Source organism: Sphingobacterium corticibacter (assembly GCF_003076635.1).
Taxonomy (GTDB): domain Bacteria; phylum Bacteroidota; class Bacteroidia; order Sphingobacteriales; family Sphingobacteriaceae; genus Sphingobacterium; species Sphingobacterium corticibacter.
Genome location: NZ_QDKG01000004.1, coordinates 37,258 through 49,365 on the forward strand (window position 1 = coordinate 37,258; position 12,108 = coordinate 49,365).

15 protein-coding genes are annotated in these 12,108 nt (G+C 36.6%); 1 reads left to right on the top strand and 14 read right to left on the bottom strand.

All coding sequences use genetic code 11. The annotated features are described in order from the left end of the window. Window positions 1–143: 143 nt before the first annotated feature. Window positions 144–2,036, bottom strand: a complete 1,893-nt coding sequence (locus DC487_RS11350) for an SIR2 family protein (RefSeq protein ID WP_116776105.1) — start codon at window positions 2,034–2,036, stop codon at window positions 144–146. Window positions 2,037–2,165: 129 nt separating this feature from the next. On the opposite strand from DC487_RS11350, the gene DC487_RS11355 reads away from it, so the two are divergent. Next, window positions 2,166–2,489, top strand: coding sequence for an MGMT family protein (locus DC487_RS11355; protein ID WP_116776106.1), 324 nt, complete (start codon window positions 2,166–2,168; stop codon window positions 2,487–2,489). A 224-nt stretch (window positions 2,490–2,713) separates the two neighbouring features. Here the strand turns inward: DC487_RS11355 and DC487_RS11360 are convergent, their stop codons facing one another. The 13 genes from DC487_RS11360 to DC487_RS11410 form a co-directional block, all read right to left on the bottom strand. Continuing rightward, window positions 2,714–3,637, bottom strand: coding sequence for an AlbA family DNA-binding domain-containing protein (locus tag DC487_RS11360; RefSeq protein ID WP_116776107.1), 924 nt, complete (start codon window positions 3,635–3,637; stop codon window positions 2,714–2,716). Between the two features lie 45 nt (window positions 3,638–3,682). Beyond that, entirely contained in the window at window positions 3,683–4,087 is a 405-nt protein-coding gene (locus tag DC487_RS11365; RefSeq protein ID WP_116776108.1) for a helix-turn-helix domain-containing protein, read from the bottom strand. A 38-nt stretch (window positions 4,088–4,125) separates the two neighbouring features. Continuing rightward, window positions 4,126–4,419 (bottom strand): type II toxin-antitoxin system HigB family toxin, encoded by a 294-nt coding sequence (locus tag DC487_RS11370; RefSeq protein ID WP_116776359.1) that lies wholly within the window; start codon window positions 4,417–4,419, stop codon window positions 4,126–4,128. Window positions 4,420–5,099: 680 nt separating this feature from the next. Continuing rightward, window positions 5,100–5,603 carry a cupin domain-containing protein gene (locus DC487_RS11375; RefSeq protein ID WP_116776360.1) on the bottom strand — a complete coding sequence of 168 codons (504 nt, stop codon included), beginning with the start codon at window positions 5,601–5,603 and terminating at the stop codon, window positions 5,100–5,102. A gap of 27 nt (window positions 5,604–5,630) precedes the next feature. Further along, window positions 5,631–5,843: a hypothetical protein gene (locus DC487_RS17455; protein WP_449441375.1), complete on the bottom strand. Its 213-nt coding sequence runs from the start codon at window positions 5,841–5,843 to the stop codon at window positions 5,631–5,633. A gap of 66 nt (window positions 5,844–5,909) precedes the next feature. Continuing rightward, a complete protein-coding gene (locus DC487_RS17315) occupies window positions 5,910–6,083 on the bottom strand; it encodes a hypothetical protein (protein ID WP_207774395.1) in 174 nt (57 codons plus the stop codon). Between the two features lie 15 nt (window positions 6,084–6,098). After that, complete coding sequence (locus DC487_RS11380) at window positions 6,099–6,989, bottom strand: alpha/beta hydrolase (RefSeq protein WP_207774398.1); 891 nt, start codon at window positions 6,987–6,989, stop codon at window positions 6,099–6,101. 23 nt (window positions 6,990–7,012) lie between these two features. Continuing rightward, on the bottom strand, window positions 7,013–8,044 hold the full coding sequence (locus DC487_RS11385) for an alpha/beta hydrolase (protein WP_239016372.1): 1,032 nt from the start codon (window positions 8,042–8,044) through the stop codon (window positions 7,013–7,015). A 78-nt stretch (window positions 8,045–8,122) separates the two neighbouring features. Further along, window positions 8,123–8,782, bottom strand: a complete 660-nt coding sequence (locus DC487_RS11390; protein ID WP_239016373.1) for a carboxymuconolactone decarboxylase family protein — start codon at window positions 8,780–8,782, stop codon at window positions 8,123–8,125. 381 nt (window positions 8,783–9,163) lie between these two features. Next, complete coding sequence (locus tag DC487_RS11395; RefSeq protein ID WP_207774400.1) at window positions 9,164–9,475, bottom strand: nuclear transport factor 2 family protein; 312 nt, start codon at window positions 9,473–9,475, stop codon at window positions 9,164–9,166. After that, complete coding sequence (locus DC487_RS11400; protein ID WP_116776110.1) at window positions 9,429–10,457, bottom strand: nucleotide kinase domain-containing protein; 1,029 nt, start codon at window positions 10,455–10,457, stop codon at window positions 9,429–9,431. Before DC487_RS11400 ends, DC487_RS11395 begins: the two co-directional genes overlap by 47 nt. 54 nt (window positions 10,458–10,511) lie before the next feature. After that, the gene (locus tag DC487_RS11405) at window positions 10,512–11,102 is read right to left on the bottom strand and encodes a nucleotide pyrophosphohydrolase (RefSeq protein ID WP_116776111.1); all 591 of its coding nucleotides are present in this window, start codon (window positions 11,100–11,102) and stop codon (window positions 10,512–10,514) included. Next, window positions 11,089–11,901 (bottom strand): dCTP deaminase domain-containing protein, encoded by an 813-nt coding sequence (locus DC487_RS11410; RefSeq protein ID WP_116776112.1) that lies wholly within the window; start codon window positions 11,899–11,901, stop codon window positions 11,089–11,091. The genes DC487_RS11405 and DC487_RS11410 overlap by 14 nt, the downstream gene beginning before the upstream one ends. Window positions 11,902–12,108: the final 207 nt, after the last annotated feature.

Sequence of the window (12,108 nt, forward strand, 5' to 3'; positions counted from 1 at the left end):
TACATTCGTTTTGTGAGACAGATGACCTTATTTATTTTTAAGTATTTTACTATACCTTATGTCTGTAGAATTTTTGGCAGCATTTACACTCCCCTCGAAAGAGAGCTATTTATTAGCTAATAGAATTTTCCTATTTAGTTTTTTCATTTGAACGGAAAGAATTGTTGTTTATGCTCAAATTCCCAAAATCCAAATTTTTCATAATGATATACTAAAACTTGATCTACAGGTTGTAGTACCATTTTATTAAATTCTGTGTCTAAATTCTGGATTGAGGGTTCATTCAAAGTAATTTGTTCTGTACCTAATTCAAGTTTTTTACCCAAAATAGTTAAATGTTGTTTCGTGTCTGTAAATATACTAACGCAGTGCCCCTTAGGAATTGGATCTTTGAAAGCCTTTAGAATACTTTTAACATCAGATTTCTGTTGAATGATTAAACCTTCAGTGTCTTTAATCGCAAAATATCCATAATCAAAAATACTCTTCAATTTCTCAATCTTTAGTTTTTCTTCCTCGACTATACTTCCCAGCTTTGTTTTTGGAAATCTAATCTTATATAGAAGCTCCAATCTTTTTAAAGTATGTAGTAACTCCATCGTTGGTCTGAATTCTTCTGCATAATTCAGAGATCCTATTTGGAAAGTGATGGGTTTATTTCCACTGGTATAGATTGTAAATTGTTTACCGGAAAAAAACAAATAGAATAATCTAATAACTTTATATATAGATGATATTGAGGTAGGTAAATCTGGTTCTTTGGCATTGAACTGGACTTGAATCCCTTCCTTAATGTGTTTGCAACTTAGATCAAAACTAAAGCCGTCAACACTACCCTCTATTCTCAACGTGCCAGGTGCATTTGCAAAAACTTTGACAAGAACTTTTTGTATTCTAAAATCATCTTCTTTGAAGTTCAACGTACACACGCCACTGTATTTTGGAATGTGAGCGATGATTATTTGTCCTAGATCATTTCTGTCAAGAAAATTAAATCCTTCAATCACATGCTCAAAACTTTCTAGCTTTTCTACAGGTATAGTCAACTTGGAAGTTTCATACCCACTCATAAATTGTTTGCATTTAGTGATTAACCCCTTATCAAGCGTAGTGAAATTTATATGCTGATTAGAAACTCCATTAACCTTTTTTATGTTTGTGACATCAATTGATCCTTCTGATGCCGTTACTGATATCTGCATGTCGAATGCTTGCATAAAATCCTGAGCAGTCTGCAGATCTATCTTTTTCGACCGCATGTCTTGGATTATATTTTTTTTAATATTTTGAACCAGGCCAACGATAAAAGTTTCAGCATCAGATTGGACTGTGTCTATATTAATATTCTTTAGTTTCTTAGATTTTATTTGATCCAACGAACCTCGTGTTATTAGAATTCGTTTCTTATTCGGGTTTTTTATCCTATCCTCTATGAACTCTAAATCTGACCATATATTTTCATCCTCGTACCCATATCCTAGAAACACAATGTGCTTTGAAGACAATTCAGCAATGAAAGACGACCAAAACGGACTACTTAAATCTCTTCTATACAATTTGCCATAATCACCTCTAGTAATAATTATATCTTCTGGTTTGTCTGCATCGCCATGTATTTTAAAAATTCTACAACTTGGTTGATGGGCAACAAATATGTCAGTGTCTTCAATTATTACCAACGCTTTTCTACCATAACTATTCTCAATTAAATGATCGTAATTGGTAGTAATTATAGTCTTTACATGCGATATCCTTGATAGAAGATCGTGTAAATGAGTGTTAGAAGGGGTACTCTTGAAGATTCTTTTTAAATTTGTATTAAGCTGTTTTCTACCAAAGGTGGTTGCATATTCATCTGTATATATTCTAAGGTCTGTAGATTTAGAGAAGCTCTTGTTTTCTTCCGACAAATCATCTTTTAGTTGTTCAATCAAACCTTTTGACGATGGCATTCCAGCGTACAGTGATAATCCGGAGCCGACAAATAAACAAACTTGTTGATGTCTTATTAATTCATATAGTTCATTTAGCTCCATTTATATTTTCATTTTAACACTAAAATACTAAACAGTTTTGGGTTTTAAATAACATAATAAGTAATATGGATTCGAGGATCATGTGCCACTATTTACTCATCTTCTCTATTTAATACATTTATATAGTACATGAGAGATTTTTATATTAGAGTTTACGAGATAGTTGATCAAATACCTTATGGCCGGGTAACATCTTACGGAGCTATTGCAAATGCTTTAGGTGCTGGCAAATCATCCAGATTAGTTGGTATTGCGATGAATTATTCTCACCAAATTGCTCCGAATATACCTGCTCACAGAGTCGTTAATCGAAACGGATTGCTTACAGGTAGGCACCATTTTATATACGATCATACTATGGAAGAGTTACTATCGTTTGAAGGTATTCGAGTTTTAGACAACCAAATTGTCGATTTTAAGCGGTTGTTCTGGGACCCATTAGTTGATGGTTAACCTTTAGCGTCACTCAGATCACTCCATCGAAATTAGTCAAATTAGTAATAAATAGATCAAAACAATTTATCGTCAAGTCACATCTAAGTTCATTGCCTATAAGTCGATCAGGCATATGCTTTTCAGTCCGATCCCATCTGCAAATAAAGCTTAACCAAAATGCTTACTGGATATGTACTACGTTTCCGACTCACGTCGATAATTTAACCTCGTATTACCGTATGCTAAGTATTCCAGCCTAAAGTGTCAAAAGTCGATCTTAGATTAAATTCTTTTACTTTCGTTCCATTGGTGTAATACAATATTGCCGTTAGACTTTCATTAAAGATGCCTTCATCGATTCTATTCACAGGAAATTCAATCGTAAACAAATAATCTTTTTCACCAGGGAATAGAGTCGATTTATTAGGAATGCTATATATATCCATTCCATTTTCGCTATTTACCTTATGCTGATCACCTTGAGTCATTCCAATGACATTTCTGAAAAAGGTTTTTGGCACTTGAACCTCAAGTTTATAATCTTTTTCGAGAGATCGACTCGTATTCCTAATGGCTATTCTCAAGACAACTCGAGTTGAAGTTAATTTTTGAGCAGTTTTTACACTATTTTTTGTTCTGACTTCCAGCTCTTCAAGATCTAATTCCGTAGCGTTAACACGGGAATATAAATTTGAAACTTCATACTCCTCCATTGCAACGCTTTCGAAATTGTATCGTCGGTAATATTTTTTATCCGTGTTCATATGAACACTATTGCTCTTAGGTATTTTAACGATATAGACTGACTTCGAGATATCCCCCTCAAATCTGATAGGGTATATTTTAAGGTTATTTATTCTTGGTGAAATCTTGGATGAGATGACCTGTTCTAACCACTCCTTTGTATATACATTTCCTTCTACAAAATCTATTTCCGAAGCCTTATGATCTTTCTCACTAAGGCCGTAAACTATTATTCCGCCATCAGAGTTCGCAAAAGATGATATATCTTTACCGATCTCCTTTTTCTTATTGTCAGATTTATCAAGGCTGCCAGAGGATTTGAAGTCAATATTAATTGACTCTTCCGCCTCCTGCTGTATAAGTAACTTTATGTCGTCAATATTATAGTCATCTTTCTCAAAAAAATTCGGCAGATTAGGCATATTGTATTTTTAAGTGTCGAAATTTTGTTTTTCAATAGCTAAATATCAAATGATATTTAGTCTCTCACTTTTTCCCCTTAATTCGTATTCCTTAGCCAAATACTCTATTGGAACACTTAATAAATTGCTAAATAGTCTAATCATAGTTATTGAAAGAGACTGTTTATAGTTCAGTACTTTGCTTACTGTTCCCTTATCGCCATACTCTTTTGCAAGATCAGAAGCTCTTAAATTCAAATCTTCCATCCTGATCTTGATCAATTCTATAGGATCAACATCTGGAAAATCTAACGTATCTTTCTCGTACTCGGATATAAGGTGAACCAAAAGCAGTTTTTCTTTATGCTCTTCTGAGCCAATCTTACTACGTTTGATTTCTTCATATCTATCGACAGCGACTTCATAATCTTGGTCGCTGTCAATTAAATACCAATGTGTTCTACTATTCATCCCTATTTATTTTATGATATGAATTGATAGAAACCAGTTTAAATATTTCTAGCATCTATTTTGTCGTACTCATCATGAGTACCTATAAACCTGATTTCTACTATTTCGTCTATATAATCTACTTCGACGATCAAGCGATAATTATTTCCAACGATTTTAAATCTAGCCCTGTCGCCATCGATAATCTTTGCTGTTGGATAATCTTTAAGTATATCAGCGCTTTTTTTCCATGTTGTTGCTTCAACAGTTATTTTCCATGCAGCTAGATGTTTTTTAGTTGCTGCATGTTTCCTCGCGTAATCCGCAATTTTTTTCAGATAAACTATTTTCATGTTTACGGCTTGTAGACACAACACCCGCCTTGCGACTTGTTGCATCGGGTTTAACATTCTTCTTTTTATACCACATAGTTCCTTTTGATTTAATGTATATATGTATGTCTGTATGCCTGTTTATCTTGTATGCCTTTATGTCTTATATGCCTTTGTGTCTTGTATGCCTGTCTATTTTGCGTGGCTTCTTCTCTATATGACTTCTTCTTTATATGGCTTCTTCTTTGTATGGCTTCTTTTTTTGTATATCTGGATTTTATTAGTTTTTGTTATTTGTGAAACTATGATATTTTTTACAGAACAAATTTAAGGCCAAGTTGGCATAATACCAACTTTTTTTTAAAAAAATCAATTCATTCTTTTTGCTAATTATACCGTTTACTTAAACGGTCGTTATTGTAAACCGATGAATGATCGATAACCACCTACTTTTAATGAGCACTTATTAGTTTATCTATTAGTTCGTTTTATGAGACAGCTAAGTGTTGACCTGCTTCGTGAACTATAGCCGAATTTATCGTCACCAGCATTACGACCATTCTGATAGGTCAATTATTGGTTACTTATATAACAACGCCTGATGTGAGGAACATCAGGCGTTGTTATGTTTATACAGTCTGAATTCGAAGCATTGGTTTGATCAGACAATATATGAATTCAACTCGTAATCTGCACAAGCACTATTTATTGTACTCTTCATCACTTACCTCTTCAAGCCATAGTGTTTCACCATTCTCGCGACTAGTGATTGCTACCTGTACAAAGTGGCTATGATCGCTTGCACCATGCCAGTGCGGCACGTCTGACGGACATTTCATGACTTCGCCTTTTTTCACGATTACTTTTTCTTTGCCTTCTTCCTGATAATACCCCTGTCCATCAATGGCAAGAATAATCTGTCCAGCTGGATGTGAATGCCACTTAGTTCTTGCTCCGGCTTCAAAAGTCACACTACCCACAGCAGTCTGATTTATACTGTCCGCGTCCACTAGATTCTTTAACCAGACTGTCCCTCCGGTAAAATTGGAGCTGTTTACTTTTTCCCCTCTTTCAAATACCAATTCGTTCTCCGCAGGCATATTTCCTGATTTCTGTGCATCGGCATTATTTGACTGTGTCGTATTGTCACAAGCTGCGACTATCATGGCAATAGCCAATGGTGCGAGTTTTTTAAGATTTTTCATTTCGCTATAGATTTTAAGATTAAACAATTATTTAAGTGCAAACGCCATAACAGAGCCCGATAGGTTTTCTTTTATGCCACCCACTCCAAGGGTAATAAATTGCTTGCCGCCAATAGAGAATGAGCAGACATTGGCATTATTAGCGGCCGGTAAGGATGTTTCCCAAACCATCTTGCCCGTTTTTTTATCAAATGCCCGCCATGCACGTGTAAAAGCTTCTTCTATAAAAAAGTGGTCTATTCATTTCAATTCTTGTTAGCAGTTGCTCCTTTTTTTAGCAATTCGTTCATTATCTTCATCAGCAATCTATTTATCTAATCCTTTCTCGGACAACCATTTCGACATGACATCAGCCACATCTATATTGTTCAGATCCGAAAAAGGAAAGTGGGTATTACCTTTAAGTCCGATTTCCGGTAGATGAACAACCGTCACATCACCGCCATATTTATTGACCGTATCGCGCCACTTCCTTGCCATTTCCAATCTTGCCCTTCATCCATCGGCACCAGGATTGCTGGCATCGTATTTTTCTGGTATAAAATCTCCATAGTAGATGACGATAGGGATTTTTGTTAATTTTTTAAATTCTTCCTGTGAAATTGCTGTAGCCTGTAGTGGCCCTGCTGAACTTTCAATAGGTGCTGGCAATTCTCCCTCAGGGAACAAGAAGCCCGATCCGGGTTCATAGGATACAATAGCCTTTACGTTTGGACTCTTAATGGCGGATATCCATCCAAATCCTCCAGAATGGGAATGGGTTACCAAAATCAAAGGCCCTACCTTTTGAGCAAGAGCGGCAGTAGCATCTGTGACAATTTCCGGATCAATAGGTCCGATGCTCGGAGCCATGGATCGGAAATATTGATTAAGCGTTTCAGGGTCTTTGGAGAACTGAACACCGGGAAAGTAATCCGGCCAAACCCCTACGCGAAATGTACCGAACCAGTCCTGCTCATCGGGTGTTGGTGATATGGTTGCTTTTACCATACTTCGGCTGGCATTTCCACGTCTTGGCTGGTCGATTACGTACACACCAAAGCCTCTTCTTAGAAAAATGTTCTGAAATCCATCTCGACCATCTGGCGTGGTCTCCCATGTTTTGGAAAACTGACCTATACCATGCCAGAACACCAATGGCAACTTTTTGGCATCCACAGGCTTTTGATAAAAAACGTAAGCGTGATCACCGTGGTAGGTCTGTCCATCTGACGTCCGTTTCACAGGATCGTACTTACCGGGGTTTGTGATCACACTGCCACCCGCTGCAAAGCTTCCCTGATCTTCCAAGATTATGGGATTTTTCTTTTGTACTGTCTGTGCAGAAATGCTACCACTAATTGATAGTGATAGCATAAATCCGAATAAAAGAGATGGTTTATTCATTTTGACAAATTTGCAATTCATTTCTACTTTAGATTTTCTTTAAAAAAACCTTCTAACTTATCGACCGCTTGTGATACATACTCGGGTTTCCAATAGGTTTCGATATGGGCTGCTCCTTCAATAACAAACAATTCCTTACTCTTAGCATTGACCGCTTTCGGGAATGCCTCGTCTGTCATATATTTTGTATCCGAATTCCCTCCAGCCATCATAAGCAACGGTTGATCAATCAATTCGATCTGATCGGTAGCATCCCAAGCCATTAGGTCAAGCAGACTGCTCGTTGTGTATAAGAATGTAGAATTGGGATGTGCATGTGATCTGTAATAGTACGCATACCCATCGCGGTAAAGGCCCGCCGGAGTTTTAGCGATTTCTTCATCTGTGACGCTAGCTACACCTGAAAAAAGAATCTCGCCACCAGCTATTTCTTGTGCACGCGCGTCAGTCGCCTGTTTCAAACGTTCCTCAATGGTGTTCAGCTGTGAGTTCTTAAAGCCATTACGTCTTACCTCACCTGAATTGAACATGCTTAAAGTAGCTACCGCTTTAAAGCGCTTGTCGGACTGGGCTGCTTTCAAGGTATAGCCACCACCACCACAGATACCAAAGGCTCCTAGCCGGTTCGCATCAACCCCCGGATATTGTGAGATAAAATCAGCCATCCCGTGTATATCTTCTGTCCGGAATTGCGGTTTATCTGTATGGCGGGGTTCTCCGCCGCTTGCCCCCTGATAAGAGGCATCAGCCGCAATGGTAATGTAGCCTGCTTCTGCCAGATGCTGTGCATATAATCCCGCGGTCTGCTCTTTTATGCCACCGTTTGGATGGGCTACAGTAATTGCTGGGTATTTCTTAGAAGCATCATATCCTGCGGGCGTATAAACATTTGCTACTATTTCTATACCATTTAATTTATATTTTACCGGATGGATATTTACTTTTCCTTTTTCATTGTTTGTTAAAGCACCTTCGTAAACCAATGTATAGGGATTGGTTTCGTACCGTTTTTCAGTCGATTGCGCATTTGCCATTTCTGTCGTTGTTATTAGCATTGATAATGCAGCTATTGTTGTTAACTTTTTCATAATTTTTCTTTTTAAAATTTTACTTCTTATTTGCCAAAACCTCGTCTAACACTTTTTGGGTAGCATCGCCTTCCTTTTCGCCGATGGCTTGTTTACAGCTACGAATTCCTGAAGCTGAACTGGCGTTAAACCAACATTTAGCGAAAGATTAAAATGTGAGCGTAACATAGGCTCCACGCCACCAATACCGCTCAACACCGAAATGGTAACCAATTCTCTTTGCTGATAAGTCAGTACATCACGTTCAAAAATATCGGCAAATAGATGCTCTTTCAGAAAGACCTCCATTGTAGGAGCAAATGCCGCATATCCTGTTTTGGGACCAATCTCAGCAACACCGCTCAGCTCTTCCAAAATCGCCTTACCACGCTCATACTTACTTCGGTTATCGCTAATGGGCGACGCATCAGCTCCCAATACATCTTTAATTCCTTTGGCCTTTCTTTCGTCCACGACAGCCATAAATGTCTGTAAACCCCGAAGACTACGTGGGAAACCGGCATAAGCATAAACATGCATAAGCGTTTCCTTAATTTGGTTGATGGTTAATCCGGCATCTAAACCTCTATTTAACTCATCCGGGAGTTTTGAAAGATCTCCCTTACCGGTTAAACCCGCGATGCCGACAATAGCCTTTTGCTTGCTATCCAGATTTTGGCCGACTGTAGTTTGTGCATTTACAGCTGTTGCAAGAATTATCGTCATAGCAACCAGTGTTGATTTTATTTTTCTTGAAGTGTTCATATCCATTTTTATTAAACTTTTGATGTGTTATTTTCGCTTATTACAAGCTACTTATACAAAGTTCCTGATACAAACGGAGGATTAAGTATATGTATTACGGATATTCTAACCAATATTACCTTTTCAGCAATACAGATATTTATATATGAAGTAATCTCGTTTTCTTGCACCGATTGCTGGTAGGATTTTATTGGAATAGCATGCGGTGTTTGAAATACTGTTTATTATCATTCCCAAGCAAAATGGCAGACCCTTAAGGTCTGCCATTTTACCATTAATTGACTACTTATGAATACGATGAGTGTCCGTTTGCACTTATTAGACCAAAAGTTCAGCCACTGGCTATTTATTGCTAGTGCTACTCATTTTAACCGGGCGCAGCAAACGAGAGAACGTAAGCGATCCCATCTTCCACTGGCCATCTTCTTTAATATATACCTCGGTTACCATGAAGGGGTTGATAACCGTATTATCCCCGACTACGGCTTCCAAATCGATATCGTTTAATACAATAGCTGTGTTATCGATAAAATTTACAGTTGTGGAATAGTTTTCCGTTTTTTTGTACCATATATTTCCACTTTTAATAACATCAATTTCCTGACTATCACATTGATCTTGATGTGATAAGATTATTTTTATTGGTTTTTCCATCCGATAAAGGAATTTTGTGGTTTATACCCCATTTAGGAGGATAATAATATTCAATATCGGAATAATTTTTGGAATATATCTGCTTTATTCTCATCCTGTTGGAAATTCCAGTGATTTCCGGATGTGCAACTCTTGCATACTTATCTGTTTCGCAAAATAGATTTTGACAATCGATTAATTGCAAAGACCTTCCCCAAAGATCACAAAATGTAACACCAAGACGATCGAACTCTTCATATTGTATATCAGTAACATACCTAATAATATCGCTTTCAGTATAATCTCCAAAGTTTGTGAAACATTTCTTGATACCATCTTTAGCACCCGGCCCAGGATAGACAAAATCCATCTCAGAAAAGTTAATGAGTTCGCTGTAATTCAAGTCTATAGTATATTGGTAAGCCAGAAAGGTTCCTATAGTAGGGAAAGATAACAGTAGGTGAAATACATCTTCCATAGATTTAGCCCCTTGTAATTTAGTCAGGAAACCAGACTTAACTATGTGTTCAAGAAGTCTTAAATGATTTTCATGTTTCTTTTGATAGCCAAAATAGCTCTTGCCAGAAGCCATAATATATGCACCAGAATATATAGCCTCCTTTGCTTTCATGGCCTCCAATAGAATATTATTATACTTATCGAAGGAATACTCTCGCCATGTTAGGTCGCCTAATTCGGATTCTAGCAACTCCCAAGTGCTAATTTTATTAAATAGCTTGAATAACAAAATTCTGAATAATGTATCCTCGTGATTTTGGTTATGGTATCTAATGACATTCTTTATGAGATATTGACTAACTCGATCAGAAGCTCGATATGCATTTGTAAATTTGTGCTTTATTAAAATCTCATCGTTAGTAAGCACGGATTTGCGGGATATTCTCTTAAAAAATATATTCTGTCGCTCGCATGCAAATTTCCAATATGTATCTAGAACTTTACTAGCAGTAGGTAACTGTTTTTTGATATATATATCTTTCATTATTAGATATAAAAAAAGCCGACAATAGCCGGCGAATCTTAAATATTGTGACCCTTAATTAATAGCAGATTGGTAACTGATTTCCTTGTTGTTCATATCAAACAAAACCTTACCACCATTGTTGCAAATTAATAATCTAAAAATCCTATAGCTTTCCAATATTGCTAATTCCCAGTCCTTTTCAGATCTAACGTGCACTTCAAAGTTTTCTGTCATTTCTTTAATAATCCTAAGAGTAGTTTTACTAACACTTCTTGAATTAGCAAAGTAATCTTTTCGTTTAGCCTCATTGAAAACTATTAAAGATATTGCTTCTTCAGTAATAGCAGCGCGTGCACCATCTTGAACTTCATCGATAATCCTGTCACTTTTACGCTTTTTTTTCATCATAGCACGCGCGCAAGGAGACCATCCCAATAATGTCGCAAAGGAATAGTGGAAGATGTCATGATAACGATAAAAATCGTTTTCGATAGAGTTATCGTTGATAATATCGCCTAGTTGGTTGTCATCGAGCACAACTCTTACTTGTGGAACATCAGCACCCGCAATCTCTTCAAAAGAGACGGAGAAAGCTCTAGGCAACTGTTCTTTTGTGTCGAAGCTTTCATCAAAATAAGTAAATGCTTTATTATTTGATTCCATTGGGAGTTTGTTTTGATTCCCTTATTATACTGTCAATATTACCCAAAGATATCGAATTAGATTTAATAGAATCAATCTGCTCGTATAAATTTTTCAAAGTACGTTCTTCCAACACCCTCATTTCATACCCTTTTTGCTCAGCATTTGAGTCCCACATAATCTTTAGTCCAATAGTGACTGCTATTCCTATGAAAAGTTTAAGCAAATACTCATTATTTATCTTTATTTTCTCGACGTCCTTTATTTTTTTTAGTAATGCGCTGGGCGACGCAAGCTCACCACTCTTTAAAGCATCAATATACTCAGAGGGAATCCCTTTTTGATCTTGGTGATTATTACCACTGTTATTGTACAAATCGTTTGACAAAAGATTTTGTTTGAGCTCTGCAAACCATATCAAAAAATAAGGTTCGTCGTGTCTTAGAGTTATAGTCGAAGGTCCGGCATTGTAGACAGAGAAAAGTAATTTCCCTGAAAAACCAGGATCCACGTGAAATCCAGATACATTCACTAAACCTTTCAACTTTGGTTTTGCCTTGATAGATATAAATGCGAGCTTATCGGATGGAATTGTAACCGTCTCCTTAGTCATAAGAAGTGTAAATTGACCAGGGTTTATTGTAACAGTCCTATTTTTGTCATTGAGAACCTCCACTTTTCCATCTATAGCATCAGTTCTGTAAACCTCCTCTCCCAAAGAGAGCTCATAAGCAGCCTGCTTTATTCTTGTTTCTTGATAATCGGAAATAATTTTGTTGTTCAAAAACAATCTTAGATCTCTTCCTCCTAAAAATGCCATAATTTGTAATTTTTATATAATTGGTTAATAACATTGTGATTCTAATTTACAACTCAAGATTGATATTTTGTATCGCGTAAGTCAAACATTAGAAATATATTGACGGATAGATAGTCACTTTAATAGTACACAAATTCGCACATCCTACTTTCTATCTAAACTTATTCAGACCATACCAAAATCTTCTAAAATGATTTAATTAAAAAT

What these genes read in the sequence shown, in the direction of transcription:
- DC487_RS11410 (WP_116776112.1), bottom strand. Translation starts at nt 11,901, where the DNA reads ATGGCATTTTTAGGAGGAAGAGATCTAAGATTGTTTTTGAACAACAAA.
- DC487_RS17315 (WP_207774395.1), bottom strand. Translation starts at nt 6,083, where the DNA reads ATGGCAAGGAAGTGGCGCGATACGGTCAATAAATATGGCGGTGATGTG.
- DC487_RS11385 (WP_239016372.1), bottom strand. Translation starts at nt 8,044, where the DNA reads ATGCTAATAACAACGACAGAAATGGCAAATGCGCAATCGACTGAAAAA.
- DC487_RS11380 (WP_207774398.1), bottom strand. Translation starts at nt 6,989, where the DNA reads ATGAATAAACCATCTCTTTTATTCGGATTTATGCTATCACTATCAATT.
- DC487_RS11365 (WP_116776108.1), bottom strand. Translation starts at nt 4,087, where the DNA reads ATGAATAGTAGAACACATTGGTATTTAATTGACAGCGACCAAGATTAT.
- DC487_RS11375 (WP_116776360.1), bottom strand. Translation starts at nt 5,603, where the DNA reads ATGAAAAATCTTAAAAAACTCGCACCATTGGCTATTGCCATGATAGTC.
- DC487_RS11355 (WP_116776106.1), top strand. Translation starts at nt 2,166, where the DNA reads ATGAGAGATTTTTATATTAGAGTTTACGAGATAGTTGATCAAATACCT.
- DC487_RS11405 (WP_116776111.1), bottom strand. Translation starts at nt 11,102, where the DNA reads ATGGAATCAAATAATAAAGCATTTACTTATTTTGATGAAAGCTTCGAC.
- DC487_RS11360 (WP_116776107.1), bottom strand. Translation starts at nt 3,637, where the DNA reads ATGCCTAATCTGCCGAATTTTTTTGAGAAAGATGACTATAATATTGAC.
- DC487_RS11350 (WP_116776105.1), bottom strand. Translation starts at nt 2,036, where the DNA reads ATGGAGCTAAATGAACTATATGAATTAATAAGACATCAACAAGTTTGT.
- DC487_RS11390 (WP_239016373.1), bottom strand. Translation starts at nt 8,782, where the DNA reads ATGACGATAATTCTTGCAACAGCTGTAAATGCACAAACTACAGTCGGC.
- DC487_RS11370 (WP_116776359.1), bottom strand. Translation starts at nt 4,419, where the DNA reads ATGAAAATAGTTTATCTGAAAAAAATTGCGGATTACGCGAGGAAACAT.
- DC487_RS11395 (WP_207774400.1), bottom strand. Translation starts at nt 9,475, where the DNA reads ATGGAAAAACCAATAAAAATAATCTTATCACATCAAGATCAATGTGAT.
- DC487_RS11400 (WP_116776110.1), bottom strand. Translation starts at nt 10,457, where the DNA reads ATGAAAGATATATATATCAAAAAACAGTTACCTACTGCTAGTAAAGTT.